The 18,226-nt window shown below is 37.3% G+C and carries 13 protein-coding genes and 1 riboswitch; of the genes, 12 read left to right on the top strand and 1 reads right to left on the bottom strand.

The window, feature by feature from the left end:
- Positions 1-160 precede the first annotated feature (160 nt).
- From MKY07_RS09575 to MKY07_RS09555, 5 genes are all read left to right on the top strand, one after another.
- On the top strand, positions 161-1,006 hold the full coding sequence (locus MKY07_RS09575; protein WP_065215933.1) for a DUF6612 family protein: 846 nt from the start codon (positions 161-163) through the stop codon (positions 1,004-1,006).
- Between the two features lie 167 nt (positions 1,007-1,173).
- Complete coding sequence (locus MKY07_RS09570; protein ID WP_065215934.1) at positions 1,174-2,676, top strand: S41 family peptidase; 1,503 nt, start codon at positions 1,174-1,176, stop codon at positions 2,674-2,676.
- A 68-nt stretch (positions 2,677-2,744) separates the two neighbouring features.
- Positions 2,745-3,638 (top strand): CobW family GTP-binding protein, encoded by an 894-nt coding sequence (locus MKY07_RS09565; RefSeq protein WP_065215935.1) that lies wholly within the window; start codon positions 2,745-2,747, stop codon positions 3,636-3,638.
- A gap of 180 nt (positions 3,639-3,818) precedes the next feature.
- Entirely contained in the window at positions 3,819-4,646 is an 828-nt protein-coding gene (locus tag MKY07_RS09560) for a CAP domain-containing protein (protein ID WP_339264597.1), read from the top strand.
- A 459-nt stretch (positions 4,647-5,105) separates the two neighbouring features.
- Positions 5,106-6,182: an undecaprenyldiphospho-muramoylpentapeptide beta-N-acetylglucosaminyltransferase gene (locus MKY07_RS09555; RefSeq protein WP_014823821.1), complete on the top strand. Its 1,077-nt coding sequence runs from the start codon at positions 5,106-5,108 to the stop codon at positions 6,180-6,182.
- 130 nt (positions 6,183-6,312) lie between these two features.
- On the opposite strand, the gene MKY07_RS09550 is transcribed toward MKY07_RS09555, so the two are convergent.
- Positions 6,313-6,861 carry a GNAT family protein gene (locus MKY07_RS09550; RefSeq protein WP_008407274.1) on the bottom strand — a complete coding sequence of 183 codons (549 nt, stop codon included), beginning with the start codon at positions 6,859-6,861 and terminating at the stop codon, positions 6,313-6,315.
- 390 nt (positions 6,862-7,251) lie between these two features.
- Here MKY07_RS09550 and dapF point away from each other — a divergent pair, with 390 nt between their 5' ends.
- The 7 genes from dapF to MKY07_RS09515 all read left to right on the top strand — a co-directional run bounded on the left by dapF (position 7,252) and on the right by MKY07_RS09515 (position 18,180).
- Positions 7,252-8,214: a diaminopimelate epimerase gene (gene dapF, locus MKY07_RS09545; protein WP_014823822.1), complete on the top strand. Its 963-nt coding sequence runs from the start codon at positions 7,252-7,254 to the stop codon at positions 8,212-8,214.
- 27 nt (positions 8,215-8,241) lie between these two features.
- The gene (locus MKY07_RS09540) at positions 8,242-10,251 is read left to right on the top strand and encodes a PAS domain S-box protein (RefSeq protein WP_339264594.1); all 2,010 of its coding nucleotides are present in this window, start codon (positions 8,242-8,244) and stop codon (positions 10,249-10,251) included.
- Between the two features lie 100 nt (positions 10,252-10,351).
- Positions 10,352-11,023: a response regulator transcription factor gene (locus tag MKY07_RS09535; RefSeq protein WP_008407267.1), complete on the top strand. Its 672-nt coding sequence runs from the start codon at positions 10,352-10,354 to the stop codon at positions 11,021-11,023.
- Between the two features lie 5 nt (positions 11,024-11,028).
- Positions 11,029-12,423: a HAMP domain-containing histidine kinase gene (locus MKY07_RS09530; RefSeq protein WP_014823824.1), complete on the top strand. Its 1,395-nt coding sequence runs from the start codon at positions 11,029-11,031 to the stop codon at positions 12,421-12,423.
- A gap of 315 nt (positions 12,424-12,738) precedes the next feature.
- On the top strand, positions 12,739-15,546 hold the full coding sequence (locus tag MKY07_RS09525; protein WP_065215939.1) for a 2-oxoglutarate dehydrogenase E1 component: 2,808 nt from the start codon (positions 12,739-12,741) through the stop codon (positions 15,544-15,546).
- A 93-nt stretch (positions 15,547-15,639) separates the two neighbouring features.
- A complete protein-coding gene (odhB, locus tag MKY07_RS09520) occupies positions 15,640-16,896 on the top strand; it encodes a 2-oxoglutarate dehydrogenase complex dihydrolipoyllysine-residue succinyltransferase (protein WP_339264592.1) in 1,257 nt (418 codons plus the stop codon).
- Between the two features lie 145 nt (positions 16,897-17,041).
- Positions 17,042-17,229: riboswitch (Lysine riboswitch) on the top strand.
- A gap of 114 nt (positions 17,230-17,343) precedes the next feature.
- A complete protein-coding gene (locus MKY07_RS09515) occupies positions 17,344-18,180 on the top strand; it encodes a transporter substrate-binding domain-containing protein (protein ID WP_339264591.1) in 837 nt (278 codons plus the stop codon).
- The last annotated feature ends 46 nt before the right edge of the window (positions 18,181-18,226 follow it).

The following is an 18,226-nucleotide window of genomic DNA, read 5'->3' as shown; positions in this document are numbered from 1 at the left end:
ACTTTTTATTTTATCCGTCATTCCTAAAAAAATGCCTCTATCCATACAATATTTTCAATTCATAATAAAATTCATTTAATCTTATTTCCAAATTAAAGATATTAATACACCAAATTAGGGTATGGATAGGGGAAGTTTAACTAGGAAGGGTTGAAATCATTTGAAAAAACAATACTTATTCGCGATGTCTACATTATCTATTGCACTAGTTGCAGGCTGCGGAGATACAGCAGAACCGGTTGAAGGTACAGATAGCGAAGCCAATTTAACATTACAGCAAGTATATGAGAATGCCATGCAACGCCAGCAAAATTTGAAAAGTGTTCATGCTGAAACAACGATGGATCAGGTGACGAGTTTCGTTATGGAAGGTCAAACGATGGAAATTACAAGCAATTCAAACTTGGCAATGGATATACAGCAAAAACCGATGGCAATGTATTCAAAAGGAACCGTTAAGATGGATATGGGCGATGAAAAAATGGATATGCCGATAGAAATGTATATGACCGAAGAAGACGGCTTTTACATGTTAAACGGCGATACGAATGAATGGCTGAAAATGCCGGATGAGCAATATGAACAATTAATAGCGCAAACCGGTGCACAGGCAGATGCATCAGAACAACTTGAACAGCTTGAGCAATTTATCGATGATTTCAGCTTTGAACAGGACGATGAGAATTATTTGTTAACACTGAACATTGAAGGGGATGAGTTCAAACAGTTCATAGTTTCACAAATGGGTGCAAGCTTAGGTGAATCAATGGAAGTTAATGGTGAAATTCTGGAGAACATGACCTTTGAAGATTCACAATATAATATTGTCGTTGCAAAAGATACGTTTGATATAAAAGAAATGGATATGGATCTCAAGATTATCACAAATGTCGAAGGCCAGGAAACAACAATTGAAAATGATGCGAACATTGTCTATTCGAAATTTGATGAAGTAAAAGAGATCAATATACCAAATGAAGTTATAAATGAAGCTAAAACTCAATAATAAATCAAGCAGCGATGCCGCGTTATGGCGAAAATCGCTGCTTTTTTCTATTAAACATGAAACGAAATAAAAAAATTAACGTCTATCCTTTTCTAGTCGCTTGTAAACTGATATTATTGGTATAGTGTGACATCAGACAGTGTAAAAATGAGAGTGGTGAAATTGAAATGGATGAACAAAAAAGAGATGAGGATCAAAACGGTTTAAACGAAGAGCAAATTACTAAACCGGCAGGAAAATATTTACGCATGAAACCATTTGCATTCATAATGGTCATTTTCCTGACAATTTTATGTACAGCCGGTTTAACAATTTTTGCGTTAACATTCGGTGAAAACAAAGTTGTAGAAGTTAAAGAACCGTTGGAACGGGCGGAATTCAAAAAACTATATGATGCGTATGATGCACTTCAGCAAAAATATTATGAAGACATAAATGAAGAAGAAGTGGTATATGGTGCAATCAACGGGATGTTTGATGCATTGGGAGACCCTTATTCTGATTATATGAATAAAGATGAGGCAAGTTCATTTAATGAAAGCCTGTCTTCTAGTTTTCAAGGAATTGGTGCGGAAATTCAAGAACGAAATGGTTATATAATGATTGTTTCTCCAATTAAAAATACGCCTGCCGAAAAAGCCGGTTTACAACCGAAAGATATGGTATTGGCGGTTGACGGGAAAAGCGTCAAAGGCATGAGCTCTACAGAAGCTGTGTTACTGATTCGTGGTGAAAAAGGTTCTGAAGTCACTTTGACAATTCAACGCGGAGATGCTGAGAGCTTTGATATGACGATCGTGCGTGATGATATCCCGGTAGAAACGGTTTATGGCGATATTGATGAAGAAGGAATTGCACACTTCCAAATCACTTCTTTCAGTGAAAACACAGCAGTAGAACTGGAAAAGTTGCTAATTGAATATGAAAAACAAGGGATGAAAGGGATTGTTTTAGATGTTCGTCAAAATCCAGGCGGCTATTTAAAGGCGGCAATCGACATTTCAAACTTGTTTGTTGAGGAAGGAAAAACAATCGTTCAAATTCAAGAACGAGATGCAGAACCTCAAATCGTGACTGCGGATAATCGTTCTAAGTATAATCTTCCGATAACAGTATTAATCGATGAAGGAAGTGCTTCTGCTTCTGAAATTTTAGCAGGTGCACTAAAAGAATCTGCAGGTGCCCAAATTGTTGGATTGAATTCCTTTGGTAAAGGGACAATGCAGGAAATCATTTATATGGAAGATGGGGCAAACTTAAAATTCACAACAGGTAAATGGTTAACTCCAGACGGCAATTGGGTGAATGAAAAAGGTATTGCACCAGATGTAAAAGTTGACTACCCGGATTATGCTTCTTTACCTTATATCGATCCGAGCCAGCAATATGAAAAAGAAGCAAATCATGCTTCCATCAAAACTGCTGAACGTATTTTGGAAGTATTGGGATATGAGCCAGGTAAAGTTGATACACAATTTGATGGAGCAACTGAAGCTGCATTAAAAGCATATCAGCAAGATAATGAATTAGAAGTTACGGGTATTTTAACAGGTGATACAACATATGCCTTAATGGATGCAATTAGCGAAAAGCTAAAAACAGAAGATCCTCAAATCTTAAAGGCGAAAGAGTTATTGGATATTAAACCCGAAGAAACGACAAACGAATAAAAAATACGCGGGCTGGTAAAAAGTGAAAAACACTTTATTGCCAGCCCATTATTATAGGAAGTGAACTTATGAAGGATGTATATTTATTTAGCGGATTTTTAGGGAGCGGCAAAACGTCCATGTTAACTGATGTCATTCGCCAGTTGAAGGAGGCCAATTTAAAGCCGGCTGTTATTATGAACGAATTAGGCAAGCTTCCATTTGATTCACAGGCGGTAGAAGAGGATGTGCCATTGAAGGAAATGTTGGAAGGCTGTATTTGCTGCAGTGGAGCAGAAAAAACAGAAGCGCAAATCCAGTCCCTTTTACACGATCAGGAATTTGATGTCCTTATAATAGAAACAACAGGCGCTGCACACCCTGTAGAAGCACTGGATGCGGTATATTCGCCTTTATTTGCGGATAAGTTGAATATTAAAGGAATTGTGACGGTGGCGGACAGTCGGTTATGGTTGGACAGATCAAACCTTACTCCACAAGTACGTTCTCTTTTTATGGAACAAATTCGTCATGCGCATCTGTTACTGGCAAATAAAACGGACTTACTAACGGAATCGGAACAAGCGCAAGTTGTCTATGAATTGCAAGGATTTAATGCAAAGGCATTCATCCTCCAAACAACAAATGGCCGTGTTCCATTAAAGTTATTGCAAAATATCCAGTCAACTGCCCGTGTATCCAAAGATGATATTGTGACAGCACGTATTGGCGAAAGCTTCAATTTAGGCTCGCGACTTATACGATTTGATACAAGCTTTACACAGGAACAGTTTGAAAACTGGGTTCGCTCATTACCGGATACCGTTTATCGTATGAAAGGCTATGTTCCGATTGAGGGAATCAAAAATCCAATGCTGTTCCAGTATGCTTACGGAATGGTCCAATGGCTGCCGGAATATATTAAAATGGAACCGAATTTAGTCATCATTGGGGAGAACATTAACACTCTGGAAATTATCTAACTATCATAATATGTCAATAGCTTTTCAGATGAAATGTTTGAGGAAATTGGATAAATTTATCGCAAATTATGAGTAAGATTTTAAGGCTAATAAGTTGGTAGATGGACAGTTTACCAATTTATAGGCCTTTTTTTTTTCGTTTTTTCATTTACGATGAAATCACGAAAGGAGGCGTACAAAATGAAAAAATTAGTTCTACCATTTTGTGCAGTAATACTTTTTGCAACTCAAGCACCCGTTGCTAATGCAAGCTCAAATGCAATTGAAGGGGGCAAATCAACAACAACTAATCATGTTCAATCAACATATAACTATAAAATAAAGCTTAATAATTACTTTAAACTTGTAAAAACGACACCTCAAAAAGGGGCAATCGTTAAACAGGAAGTGTCGACAAATACAGTTAAAAAACCGGCTTCAACAGAAGATGTCAGCAAAGAGTCTTCTAAAGAGGTTAACAAGAAAGTAGAAAAAGAGCCGACAAACGTAGTAAACAACGAAAATCCAAACGTTGTTGCTCCAACAACGACTGAAACACAGTCACAAACACAGTCACAAACACCTTCAACACAACCTAAAACTGAACAGGCTCCAGTTCAAGAACAAAAAGAATCGACAGCTACAGATCAAATTTTAGCGATTGAAGAAAAAGTTGTTGCATTAACAAATGCAGAACGTGCTAAAAATGGTTTAAGTGCACTACAAATTGACCGCCCATTAATGGCAGCGGCACGTGAAAAATCTCAGGATATGAAAGATAAAAATTACTTCTCACATACTTCACCAACATTCGGCAGCCCGTTTGACCGCTTAAAAGCATTGGGCATTGCTTATAAATCAGCTGGTGAAAACATCGCCAAAGGTCAAAGAACACCGGAAGAAGTTGTACAAGCATGGATGAACTCTGAAGGTCACCGCGCTAATATTTTAAATAAAGACTTCACTCACATTGGTGTTGGCTATGTGAAGGACGGTAATATCTGGACGCAACAATTTATAAAAAAGTAATTTGATGAAGATACTATCCTTTTCAACATGAGAAGGGTAGTTTTTTTATTTCGGGTATTATTTTATTATTAAGCGAATACTTAAAACAATAGAAATATTCTTAGGGAAATTTATTATTTCTTTTGGCCTTATAATTTTGTATGTGAAAACACCCATTTTTAGAGAAATGCTTTATAAAGTGCCAAAATGTGCTACAATATACGGTATACTTTTAAAAGCCTTATAAAAAAAGGTGTATAATTCGCATGAATAGAAGTGATAAACAGTAAAATTATTTTTTTAGAATAACAAAACAGGAACAAATATTAAATAATATAAAAGGAACTATAAAAAGAGTAGTAAAAATAAACATTGAAAATAAAATGTTACATCAAATAAATAAGATATATATCGAAGCATGTTGAAATGTCTTGTTGCATAAAATAGATGCAATGACATTTGCTTTGTTAGGAGAAGTTTATGAACGAAAAAACAATTATTTTAACAGGCGGGGGTACGGCCGGTCACGTATCATTAAATGAAGCGATTATCCCTTCATTGCAGGAAGCGGGGTATAATGTGCATTATATAGGCTCTCATGACGGGATTGAAAAAGAGCTTATTACAAATGCGTTTCCTTCATTGCCTTATCACAGTATTTCGAGCGGAAAGTTGCGCCGATACTTTTCAGTAGAGAATTTTACAGATCCGTTTAAAGTGATGGCAGGTGTTACACAAGCATTTTCGATCATCAAAAAAATTAAGCCGACTGTAATTTTTTCTAAAGGTGGCTTTGTCTCAGTGCCAGTCGTTATTGCGGCAAAATTGGCAAATATTCCGGTTGTTGTCCATGAATCGGATGTGACACCTGGCTTAGCGAATAAAATTTCACTGCCATTCGCGTCCCATATCTTTACGGTTTTCAAAGAAACGATGAAACATTTACCGAACGACAAATCAACTTGCACTGGTTCGATAATCCGTCAGCAGCTATTTGAAGGAAATCGTGAGCGTGGCTTGGCGTTATGTGGATTTACAGCCGAAAAAAAAGTACTGCTTGTCATGGGAGGAAGCTTAGGTTCCGTTATTATTAATGATGCGCTTCGTGAAAATTTGTCATCACTATTAGAGAAGTATCAGATTATCCATTTGTGCGGTAAAGGGAACGCCGACAAAAAATTGGGAAATCTACAAGGATACTGTCAGTTTGAATATGTGACAACAGAATTGCCGGATTTACTGTATGCAACCGATTTTGTTGTATCGCGTGCTGGTTCAAACTCGATTTTCGAATTTTTGGCGTTGCATAAACCGATGCTGCTCATTCCTCTTTCTGCAGCAAAAAGCCGTGGTGATCAGATATTAAATGCCAACTTGTTTAAAAAACAAGGCTTTGCACATGTATTGGACGAGGAAAAATTGACAAAAGAATCATTCATGCAAGCAATTCAAATGCTTGAACAGAAAGCGGAAGAAATGATTGATCAGATGCTCGAAGTCGAACATCCGAAAACTCCGAAAGAAATGGTTGCCTTAATTACTCAATATGAAAAATAATCAATAAAAAGGGGTTACCTAAAAGTTCATACTTTTAAGGTAGCCCCTTGTTTCGTTTCAGGAATATTTATGACGCCTTTATCATATAAGCGTAAAGATGATGTTCACGTCACAAATGCAAGTTTCCTTTTTACATTGCCTGTTCTTCTGCTTGCTCGAGCGTATTGGCAGTTGTTAAATAGAACAGATCTTTAGGAATTTTAAAAAGACGGAATTTATTAACACCTTGATTAATTTCATTGTAAAGAGACGGATTTGTTTGCTCGGCATCTACTACATAAGGTAATTTCAACGCGGCTGCTTGTGAGCGTGCATTTTCTTCCCGGATGCGTAAGAAAACGGTATGGAAATCATAATCGAAAAATAGTTCGTTTAAAAACGCTAATTTCGCTTTCTGATTATAACCGATGCCTTGATATGGTTTGCCGATCCATGTTCCTAAGAAGCCGGCGCCATCTTGGATATCAAAAATACTGATTGTTCCGATTGGAGCACCCCAATCATCTACAATTGTACGTGAAATCGTTAATCCGTTTTGTTCTTCTTCTATCAATTGTTTAGTCATAAATAAGTACTCTTCTGCTGAAGTCGCTTTCTGACGTACGAATGGAAACACAGACGGATGACGTAATAATTCGTATAATTCTGCTGTTTCATGAAGTTCTCTCTGTTTTAACATGTGAAACGCCTCCTTTTAAGAAGAAAATGGTAGAGCCTGTTGTTAAAGAAATGGTGCAAATAATCTTCTAATGCTAAAAGGTTCTTTATCATAAGGCAGTAGTCATTTCGAGCTTGATCTTACCTAAAAGAATTTGACGTTAAACTATTATGCATAATTCGTATGTCTCGCTCTATCCTAGACAATTAATAACAATATCGAAATAAGAAATATATCTACAGTTTATTATAATATATTCTCTTGCCGCAACTTTCAAGCTCGAAAAAAACATTTTTTTCTGCTAAAAGTCGATATATTCAGAATAATGCGTAAATAAAAACTATTAATGACAAGATGAATTTTTTAAAAGTATAATATAATAAAATAAGAGAGAACGCGGAGGCGTAAAATATGAGTATCCAACTAACGAAAGTTCATGGTTCTGGAAATACATTTTATTTATACGAAGCATTATATGATGAACAATTTAATTTTGTGAATATCGCGAAACAGCTATGTCATCACTCCAATGATGGGGGAGCGGATGGCTTATTAATCGTGCTCCCATCTTCTGTTGCAGATGCAAAAATGCGTGTCATTAATGCGGACGGCTCGGAAGCTTCGATGTGCGGGAATGGGTTACGCTGTGTCGCGCGGTATGTTTGCGAAAAATTAAATGTAGATGAAGCAGTTATCGAAACAATGCATGCCTGTCTGAAAGTAAAACGAGAAGCATCCATTTTTGAACAACTACCTACCTATTCTGTAGAAATCTCACCCATTTCATTTGAATTAGTATCATTGCCAATGAAGGTAGAGAATAGACAACAATTGCGCCATGAAATTATTCCTGCTTTTTCAATGGATATTCCTTTTACAGCGATATCTGTACCAAATCCGCATCTAATCGGAATCGTTGATCATAAATATATGGAAAATACGTTACACCAAGAACAGCTCGCTGCCTATTTGAACAGTGAAAATGAATATTGCCCGGATGGAGTGAATGTCAGCTATGTCCAGCCGTTATCTCCTGATGAAATATTCGTCCGAACTTTTGAACGGGGCGTAGGCTTTACAAATGCCTGTGGTACGGCAATGACTGCCTCTGCCCTAATTGCTTCTATTGAAGGATTTATTACAAACAGTAAAGTAACCGTCTATAATCCCGGAGGTTTTGTTCAGTGTGAAGTTAAGAACTGCGGTGACAGCTGGGAATTGGCACTGATCGGAAATGCAACGGTACTTGGGGATTATGAATATGACCTTCAAGACGAAAAAATTCAACTGGTGCATTTTCAACTAGCAGAAGAGCAAATCCAATATGAGAAATGCAAACTTTTTGTGAAAGATAAAATAGAAAGCTTTCTTTAAACATCAGATAGTGGGGGGACAAGGATGATGAGTTCCATTTATTCAATGGATTTATTGAATTTGTTATTCAAAAATAGTAATGATGCTGTATTCTTCATGGAAAATATAAATGGAAAGTATCGTTATATTTTTGTCAACGATGCTGCAGTAAATCTGATTAATACGAATCCCTGCGGCAAAACGATCGAACAGGTAATCCCGTCCCATTTAGCAAAGACGATTATTCACTATTATGATTTAACAATCGAACAAAACAGACAAGTTGAATTTGAAGATTTTACTTATGGAAAAATGAATGTTCGAAAACAAAGAACGACAACTATTCCAGTAATACAAGACGGGAAAAATTATATTTTGGCCATGACGAAAGAAGTATCGATGAGCCTTGATTTAGAAGATAAATATTTATTTATGCGTTCCATATTTTCTAATTCATTTTTATCCACGATATTAGTTTCCAATGATCTGCAATTACTTGAAGCAAATCCGACATTTTTGGAAGAGTTTAATATTCAAATGGAAGATGCTTCCGGGATCTCTATGTTAGACATGCCTTTTATAGAAAGAAAAACGGCAAAAAAATTGAAAAGTTATATAAAACGGGCACGGCTGGGAGAAAATGTTCAATCGAAAATGCTGTTTTTCATCGATAAACATAATGAGCGGCGTTGTTTTACTGCTTCTTTTTCCTCGCTGACAAGCAATGGTGAAAATATCGCGGTATTTATCATATTGCAGGAAATTACGGAATTTATTAAACAAGGACAGGCATTGCGCACAGCTTCACACGGTCTGGAAATGTTCAAAAATGCGATTAATTCATTAGCTGACGTTATATTTACAGATGTAGATGGAAATATAATCGATATTAATGAGCGGGTTATTGAAAATACAGGCTATACGCATGATGAATTAATTGGTAAACCGCATCATATTCTTCACTCAACGTATCTATCCGATTCAGCTTCGATGAGTTTTTGGCAAAAAGTAAGTAAAGAAGAAATCTGGCGTGAGGAAGTGTGCAATCGTAAAAAGAATGGTGAGATATATTGGGTGGACTCTACTATGATTCCCCTGAAGAATGAACTAGGGGAAGTGGAGCAGTTTTTAATGGTTCAATATAATATTTCTTCTGAAAAACAATTAATGTCAGAGCTATATATAATTGAACGAAATTTCAGAGCCATTACTGAAAACACAAATGATTTTATTGTCGTAACAGACCGCTACGGCAAAATTAAATATGCTTCACCTTCCTATTCAAGGAAACTTGGCTACCGGGAAGAAGAGCTTATCGGTTTACCGTACGATCGATTGCTGAAGCCGGAAAGTGTTAAACTGTGGCATGAAGCATTAAACCCGGAAACGGTTGATGTAATACAAGAACAAAAAATTGAATTGCTTTTGTATAAAAAAGATAATAGTACGATTTGGACGGAAGGGAATTATACGCTAACGTTCGCTTTGTCACATCATGAAATTACGGAAATTGTCATGGTTTCAAGAGAAATTACCGAGCGCAAGGAACTGGAAGATAAATTAACTTATTTAGCCTATCATGATAGTTTGACGCAGCTCGGTAATCGCAGGAAACTTTACAAGGAATTTCCGCTTCTTAAAAAGGAGGCAGACGAGACAGGTACTTGCCTGGCAATTTTATATCTTGACGGAGATAATTTTAAAGAAGTAAATGATATATACGGACATGAAGTTGGGGATGAGTTTTTAATTCAATTCGGGAATTCGCTCGTTCGCAGTGTACGAAATGAAGACCTTGTTATAAGGCTGGGTGGTGATGAATTTCTCATTGTTTTAACTGGGTTGTCCATCTTCGAAAAAGAACGCTCCGTCCAACTTGTTCACATTATGGACAGGATTAAAGAAAATCTGCAAATCGGATGGTTGATTAGAGGTAGCCATTTTTCACCTACAGCCTCAATGGGAATTTCGATTTATCCAAAACACAGTATAAGTTTAGATGTTCTTATCGATTTAGCGGATCAAGCATTATACAAGGCAAAGCAGTCTTCCAATTAGCACTTGCAAGAATACGGAAACATACTCCGTATTCTTTTTTTTTGTAAAATACAAATGGTACACTAATTATGATATATATTGCTGATAGAGAGGGAAGCTGATGAAAAAGAAGATTTTAATAATCGAAGACGAAAAAAATATAGCACGTTTCCTTGAACTGGAGCTTAAGCACGAGCAATTTGAAACGGTTGTTGCATATGATGGGAGAACTGGTCTGGAATTGGCTGAAAGTGAACAATTCGACTGTATTTTGCTCGATGTAATGCTGCCGCAATTAAACGGGATTGAAGTATGTAGAAGAATACGAAAAACAAGCAATGTACCGATTCTCCTTATTACAGCACGAGATGAAGTAATGGACCGCGTTTCAGGATTGGATGCGGGAGCAGATGATTATGTCGTGAAGCCTTTTGCGATAGAAGAATTATTGGCACGGATCCGTTCAATCTTAAGGAGAGTGCAGCCTGCCCAAAAATCTAAACAACTCATTTTAAGGGAGTTGGAAATCGACGTCGATGCTTATGAAGTAATATTTGAAAACAATAAAATCGAACTTACAAGAAAAGAATTTGATCTATTGAAATTACTTGTGGAAAACAGAAACCTTGTATGTACAAGGGAACGTATTTTAGAAGAGGTTTGGGGATTTGATACTGAGGTAGAAACTAATGTAGTCGATGTATATATTCGCCATTTGCGTACAAAACTGCAAACAGAACATACTCCGTACATTGAAACTGTACGTGGGGTTGGCTATGTGATGCGCGGGTGAGGATGATGAAAAACAAACTTTTGAACCTTTCTTTAAAATCAAAGTGGATGCTTGCGGTAGGTGTAACGATCTTTGTAAGCTATGCCCTAATATCTGTCGTACTGTATATCGCTTTACAAACCTGGCTTATTCATAATGAAGAGAAAAATGCATTGCGGACGGTCGATGATATGACAACCTATTTTGAATCGCAGGGCAACACTGTTACAGTACAGGCACTGCAGAATAACACGGCTTTGATGAAAGCCATTTTAAATCAGGAACAAACGGTACGCGTATTTAATTTGGATGGTATTGAAGTAATGCGAATTAATGATGCGGCACCGGCTGCACAGCTGCCACAAAATCAAAATTATTTTTCGACGATGATCGAAAAACAGACGATTGCAGGATCCGAAAGCTATGTCATCCACCGAGTCGTTCAAATCGGACAATTTCAAGGGATTATGCAATTAATTCATCCGTTGGCCGCATTTCAATCGATGATGAATTATATTTTGACGACGATTTTTATTATTGGTTTTGGTGCCATTTTATTTTCGGTTATGATCAGCTACTACTTGGCAAATATGTTAATGAAACCGCTTGTCCAGTTACGGGACGCAATGAGCTTTGTCAGAAAAAACGGTTTTACTGCACAGCCTAAATTTGATTATGCGGCAAAAGATGAGATTGGCGATTTACTTCATATGTACCGTACATTAATGAATGAACTTGAAATTTCATTTACAAAGCAACAGCAATTTGTTGCAGACGCCTCGCATGAACTGCGAACACCGATTCAAGTAATTGAAGGCCATTTATCATTAATCAAACGATGGGGTAAAGATGAACCGGAAGTAATGGAAGAATCATTAAATACTTCTATTACTGAAATTGCACGTATGAGAAAAATGATTGAAGAACTGTTACAATTGGCACGCAGGGAGCAAGCGGATGAACATGCTTATGCTGATATAGAACAAGTATACGAACAAGTAAAAGAAGAATTATTGCAGCTGTATCCTGCCGCTGAATTTCACCTGACAGTTACTGGCGAAAAATCGGCAGCCTCCATTACTGAGCATGCCCTAGCGCAAATCTTTAGAAATATTTTGAGTAATAGTATACGATATAATAGCAATGTTCCGAATCTTAATGTGAATATCAATTATAATGATTCACAATCGTCAATCTTAGTTACGTTAGAAGACAATGGGATCGGTATCTCAGAACAGCATTTACCGCATATTTTCGACCGGTTTTACCGGGTGGATGCATCACGTACAAACAAAGTTGCAGGTACTGGACTTGGATTGAGTATTACAAAAATGCTTGCAGATAAATATGAAGTGGAAATTGATGTAGAAAGTAAATTGCAGAAAGGTACCTTTTTTTACCTAAAACTTCTTAAAAAATGAATAATTTTAGTCAATCTAATTACTATTTCAATAGTTCACGAAAAAAATTGCTTAATTTGATAAAAAGAGTTGTATTTTTTGTGAAGAGTAGTAAGATTGAGATGGAAAAAATGTTCTTCCGACGTTTATAAATGTGCTTTTAGTCCGTGTGGAAGAATGATAAAATATTATTTGCTTTGATTTGGTAGATAAAAAGAGAATACTTAATTTATCTACTTACAAAAGAAGGAAATTTTTGTATTGTAATATACAATATTATCCTTTTTTAAGTAAATTATTGGAACAGCCATAAGGCAAAATTTGGAGGTTATTTTCATGTCGAACAATGTATTACCTGCAGGTTCTCCATGGTCAGCGTTTTCTGGTCCTAACTTAGGTTATGTATTAGAGCAATATGACTTATTCCTGCAATCTCCTGAAGAAGTAGAACCTGAACTAGTAGAATTATTCCAAGCATACGGTGGTCCTGTATTTGCAGATGGTCAACAACCGGTTGCAACTGCAGCAGTAACAGGTACTGGAGACTACAAAAAAGTATTAGCAGCAGTTAAATTGGCAGAATCAATTCGTGAATACGGCCATTTAGCAGCAGATTTATACCCACTAAAAAATCGTCAATTAGACACTTCACGCATTGAAGAAAGCGTATTCAATTTAACAGCGGCTGATCTTCAAGCTATTCCTGCATCAGTATTTTTTGCAAATGTTCCTGCAGGTGTTACAAACGGTAAGGAAGCAATTGATTATTTAAAATCTGTATATACAGATAAAATAGGTGTAGAAGTTGCACATTTACAAAATCCGGAAGAACGTGCTTGGATCGAAGCTCAAGTTGAAGGCGGAGCGTTTAAAGCAACGTTATCACCTGAAGAAAAGAAAGCAGTTTTAGAGCGATTAACACGCATTGAAAACTTTGAAAAATTCATTCATAAAACATTTGTTGGTCAAAAACGTTTCTCTGGAGAAGGTTTAGACACACAAATCATCCTTTTAGATGAAATTATTAAATCATCTGAAACTAAAGGTGTAAAAAATGTTCGAATTGGTATGGCCCACCGTGGACGTTTAAACGTATTAACACACGTATTAAACAAACCATACGATATGATGTTCTCTGATTTCGCCCATGTTTCAAATGATCTATTCTTCCCTGAAGATGGTAAATTAGAAATTACAAAAGGCTGGACTGGAGACGTTAAATACCATATGGGTGCATCTTACACTCATGATTCTGGATTGAACGTTAAATTAGCCTATAACCCATCACACTTAGAAGTAGGGAACCCGCTTGTAATCGGTTCTGTTCGTGCAGCTCAAGATGATGTATCTTCAGCAGGAACAGCTAAACATGATCCATCAAATGCATTCGGTATCATTTTACATGGTGACGCGGCATTCGCTGGTCAAGGGATTGTAACAGAAGGATTCAACTTCTCTCAAACAGAAGGATTTACAACAGGTGGTACAGTTCAGATTATCGCGAACAACATGATCGGTTTCACGACTGAGTTACATGATTCACGTTCATCTATTTATTCATCTGACCCTGCAAAAGGCTATGATATTCCGGTTATTCATGTAAATGCTGACAGCCCTGAAACAGTGGCAGCTGTTGGTCGCTTTGTAGCGGAATACCGTGCCAAATTTAAAAAGGATATCGTTATCGATTTAATCGGTTACCGCCGTTACGGTCATAATGAAACGGATGATCCGACAGTAACAAACCCTGAAACATATAAATTAGTATCAAAACATGAACCGATTCGTGCATTGTATGGTGCTGAACTAGCAGAAGCCGGCATTTTATCTGCTGATGAAGTAAAAGCTATAGATACGGCTATTTATGCGGAAATGCAAGCTGCGTATGATCATGTTAAAGAAATGGCAGAAAAAGACGAGCATGTAACGCCTAATATGCCGGAAGAACTAAAAATCGAATTCCCTGAAATCGATACTAAAGTAGATGCTGAGCGTTTAGCTAAAGTAAATGAAGATTTACTTGTCTTTGCAGATGGTTTTGAGCCGCAAAACAAGTTAGGGAAAATTTTAGCAAAACGTCGTGATGCGTTTACTGAAGGTAAAATTGACTGGGGTCATGCTGAAACATTAGCATATGCAACAATTACGCAAGATGGCACACCGGTTCGTTTCACTGGTCAGGATGCACAGCGTGGTACGTTCTCTCAACGTCACTTAGTATTACATGATAAAAATAACGGTGCTGAATTTACACCATTACATCATATTGAAGGTGCAAAGGCTTCATTCACAGTTTACAACTCACCACTTACAGAAGCAGGAGTAGTAGGTTTTGAATATGGGTACAATTTAGAAAACCAAAATGTACTAACTGTATGGGAAGCACAATTCGGTGACTTTGCAAACATGGCGCAAGTAATGTTTGATAACTTCATCTCAAGTGCCCGCGCTAAATGGGGTCAAAAATCTGGATTCGTACTTCTTTTACCACATGGTTATGAAGGTCAAGGTCCAGAGCACTCATCAAGCCGTATGGAACGATTCCTGCAATTATCTGCAGAAAATAACTGGTTCGTAGCAAACTGTTCAAATGCAGGCAACTACTACCACTTATTACGCCGTCAAGCTGCTTTATTAGGTACAGAAGGTGTACGTCCATTAGTAGTGGTTTCTCCAAAATCACTTTTACGTCATCCACTTGCTGCAGCTACTGCTGAACAACTTGCAAATGGTCGCTTCCAGGAAGTAATCGAGCAAGAAGGTTTAGGCAAAAACACAGAAGCGGTTGAAAAAGTAGTACTTGGTACAGGTAAAGTAATGATCGATTTAGCAGAACGTGTGAAAGATGGCGAAGGGCTTGATCACTTACACATTATTCGTGTGGAACAAATTTACCCATTCCCTGCACAACAAGTGAAAGATATTATTGCTCGCTTCCCGAATGTTAAAGAAATCGTTTGGGTACAAGAAGAACCAAAAAACCAAGGTTCATGGACATATGTTCTTGAAACATTATATGATATCGCTGAAGGCAAAAAAGTACGCTATGTAGGACGTCCTGCAATGAGCTCTACTTCTGAAGGCGATGGCGATTCACATAAAGCAGCACAAGCTAAATTAGTGAACGAAGCACTTGAAAAGTAATAAATGATTTGTTTAAAAAGAGCTGCTTCTATTTAAAATAGAAGTGGCTTGCTATACAATGAATGTGTAGCGTAATTAAAGGAGGATATGAACGTGGCTGAAATTAAAGTCCCTGAATTAGCAGAATCAATTACTGAAGGAACAATTGCCCAATGGGTGAAAAAAGTTGGAGATCGCGTAGAAAAAGGCGAATTCATCGTTGAGTTAGAAACTGATAAAGTTAATGCTGAAATTATCTCTGAAGAAGCAGGCGTTTTAAAACAAATTTTAGCTGAAGAAGGCGATACTGTATTAGTTGGACAAGTAATCGCAGTAGTTGAAGCAGGCGAAGGCGCAGCACCAGCACCAGCTGCAAAAGAAGAAGCTCCAGCAGCAGCTCCAGCAAAAGAAGAAGCTCCTAAAGCAGCAGCAGCAGCACCAGTTGCAGTTGAAGAAACTTCAGGTGAACGTGTAATCGCTTCACCAGCAGCACGTAAATTAGCTCGTGAAAAAGGTATCGACTTAGCAGCAATTTCACCAGTTGATCCACAAGGTCGTGTACGTGTTCAAGACGTTGCAGCACATGGTACAGCTCCTGTGGCTCCAGCAGCAGCTCCAGCACCAGCAGCAGCAGGCAATGGTCCAATGATCTTTACACCAGCAGCTGATACAGACCGTGTAACAGTAGAAAAAATGAGCCGTCGTCGTCAAACAATTGCAAAACGTTTATTAGAAGTTAAACAATCAACTGCAATGTTAACTACTTTCAACGAAATTGATATGACGAACATTATGGCATTACGTAAGCGTAAACAAGATGAGTTCGTGAAAGCTAACGATATTAAATTAGGCTTCATGTCATTCTTCACAAAAGCTGTAGTAGCAGCATTAAAGAAATATCCATATGTAAATGCACAAATTAACGGTGATGAAATTCACTTAAACAACTTCTTCGATATCGGTATTGCTGTATCAACAGAAGAAGGTTTAGTAGTACCAGTAGTTCGTGATGCAAATGCGAAAAACTTTGCTGAAATCGAGAAAAACATTGCGGAATTAGCTGGTAAAGCACGCGACAAAAAATTAGGCTTAAACGACATGGCTGGCGGATCATTCACAATCACTAACGGTGGTGTATTCGGTTCATTAATGTCTACACCGATCATGAACGGTACTCAAGCTGGTATTTTAGGTATGCACTCAATCGTAAACCGTCCAGTAGCTGTTAATGGTGAAGTTCAAATTCGTCCAATGATGTATGTAGCATTATCTTATGACCACCGTATCATCGATGGTAAAGATTCTGTTGGCTTCTTAAAAACAGTTAAAGAAATGATCGAAAACCCAGAAGATTTATTATTAAATTCTTAATAGTATCTTATATGCTAATGCGCAATATGTTATATATTGCGCATTAGCTTTTTTTTACAGATAACTTTCAGAAAAATGATTGTTGACGGAAATGTCGCAATAATGTAATATAAACATATCAATTTCATATCAAAACCTCACATTCTCGTGAGGTAGAGGCGCGATACTTAACAGTTTTATATGGAGCCATGAGCTGGCTGTGAAATATAAGAGAAGGAAATATCGCCGAAGTGTTGTAAATGCTCAATTTTACAATGCTGGGTCTGCAGTGAACAATTGCAGAACTGTCTCAATCATCTATATCCCTGATGGTTGAGTTGTGCTATCTCAAAATGGGAACTGTAGAGGATTCGGGCTAATTATAATTTAAACGACCTAAAGTTCTTCTTTTAGGTCGTTTTTTGTATACGTGAACCCCGAAATTTAACAAAAAAGGAGAGATTTTCTATGAAAAAAAGACTATTAATTTTATTGACTGCCATGACAATGCTATTGTTAGCAGCGTGTGGTTCAAGCGATGAAGGTACTACAAGCGGTTCTGATTCAGACAAGAAAGTTATTAAAATTGGTATGGAAGCAGCGTATGCCCCTTTTAACTGGTCACAAAAAGATGATACTAATGGCGGAGTTCAAATTGCAAGTTCAAAGGAATTTGCAGCAGGCTATGATGTGGAAATTGCGAAAAAAATTGCAGAAGGTCTGGACATGGAATTACAAATTGTTAAAACAGACTGGGATGGCTTAATTCCATCATTACAATCAGGTGCCATTGATCTGGTAATTGCAGGTATGTCACCAATGCCTGAACGTAAGGAAGTAATTGATTTCACAGAGAACTATTACACAAGTGACTATGTCATTGTTGTAAAAGAAGACGGTCCATATGCAAATGCAACTTCGTTACCTGACTTTGCAGGTGCAAAAATTACAGGTCAGCAATCGACAACACATTATGATGTAATCGATCAAATCGAAGGTGTTCAAAAACAAGTAGCGGCAACTGATTTTGGTGCAATGCGAGTGCAATTACAGTCAGGTGCGATTGATGGATATGTTTCAGAACGTCCAGAAGGTATCTCTGCTGAAATGGCACTGAATAATATTAAATACATCGTACCTGAGCCAAACTTCGAAGCAGACGAAGCGTCAACAGCTGTAGCAGTAGGTTTGAAAAAGGGATCAGATTTACGTGAACAAATTAACAAAGTTTTAGCTGAAATTTCGGAAGAAGAGCGTCAACAACTAATGGAAGACGCAATTGCAAATCAACCAGCAGCACAATAATCGTGTCGCATTAACAGTTTTGATGAGGTTGTCTTGCCGGCAAACG

Origin of the sequence: Solibacillus sp. FSL W7-1472, assembly GCF_037969775.1 — a bacterium.
GTDB lineage: Bacteria > Bacillota > Bacilli > Bacillales_A > Planococcaceae > Solibacillus > Solibacillus silvestris.
This window is presented reverse-complemented; position numbering and strand designations above follow the sequence as displayed.

Excerpts from the sequence above, each read along its gene's own strand:
- MKY07_RS09525 (WP_065215939.1), top strand. The coding sequence starts at position 12,739 with ATGTCGAACAATGTATTACCTGCAGGTTCTCCATGGTCAGCGTTTTCT.
- MKY07_RS09540 (WP_339264594.1), top strand. The coding sequence starts at position 8,242 with ATGAGTTCCATTTATTCAATGGATTTATTGAATTTGTTATTCAAAAAT.
- MKY07_RS09555 (WP_014823821.1), top strand. The coding sequence starts at position 5,106 with ATGAACGAAAAAACAATTATTTTAACAGGCGGGGGTACGGCCGGTCAC.
- MKY07_RS09565 (WP_065215935.1), top strand. The coding sequence starts at position 2,745 with ATGAAGGATGTATATTTATTTAGCGGATTTTTAGGGAGCGGCAAAACG.
- MKY07_RS09530 (WP_014823824.1), top strand. The coding sequence starts at position 11,029 with ATGAAAAACAAACTTTTGAACCTTTCTTTAAAATCAAAGTGGATGCTT.
- MKY07_RS09550 (WP_008407274.1), bottom strand. The coding sequence starts at position 6,861 with ATGTTAAAACAGAGAGAACTTCATGAAACAGCAGAATTATACGAATTA.
- MKY07_RS09515 (WP_339264591.1), top strand. The coding sequence starts at position 17,344 with ATGAAAAAAAGACTATTAATTTTATTGACTGCCATGACAATGCTATTG.
- MKY07_RS09560 (WP_339264597.1), top strand. The coding sequence starts at position 3,819 with ATGAAAAAATTAGTTCTACCATTTTGTGCAGTAATACTTTTTGCAACT.
- dapF (WP_014823822.1), top strand. The coding sequence starts at position 7,252 with ATGAGTATCCAACTAACGAAAGTTCATGGTTCTGGAAATACATTTTAT.
- MKY07_RS09535 (WP_008407267.1), top strand. The coding sequence starts at position 10,352 with ATGAAAAAGAAGATTTTAATAATCGAAGACGAAAAAAATATAGCACGT.
- MKY07_RS09570 (WP_065215934.1), top strand. The coding sequence starts at position 1,174 with ATGGATGAACAAAAAAGAGATGAGGATCAAAACGGTTTAAACGAAGAG.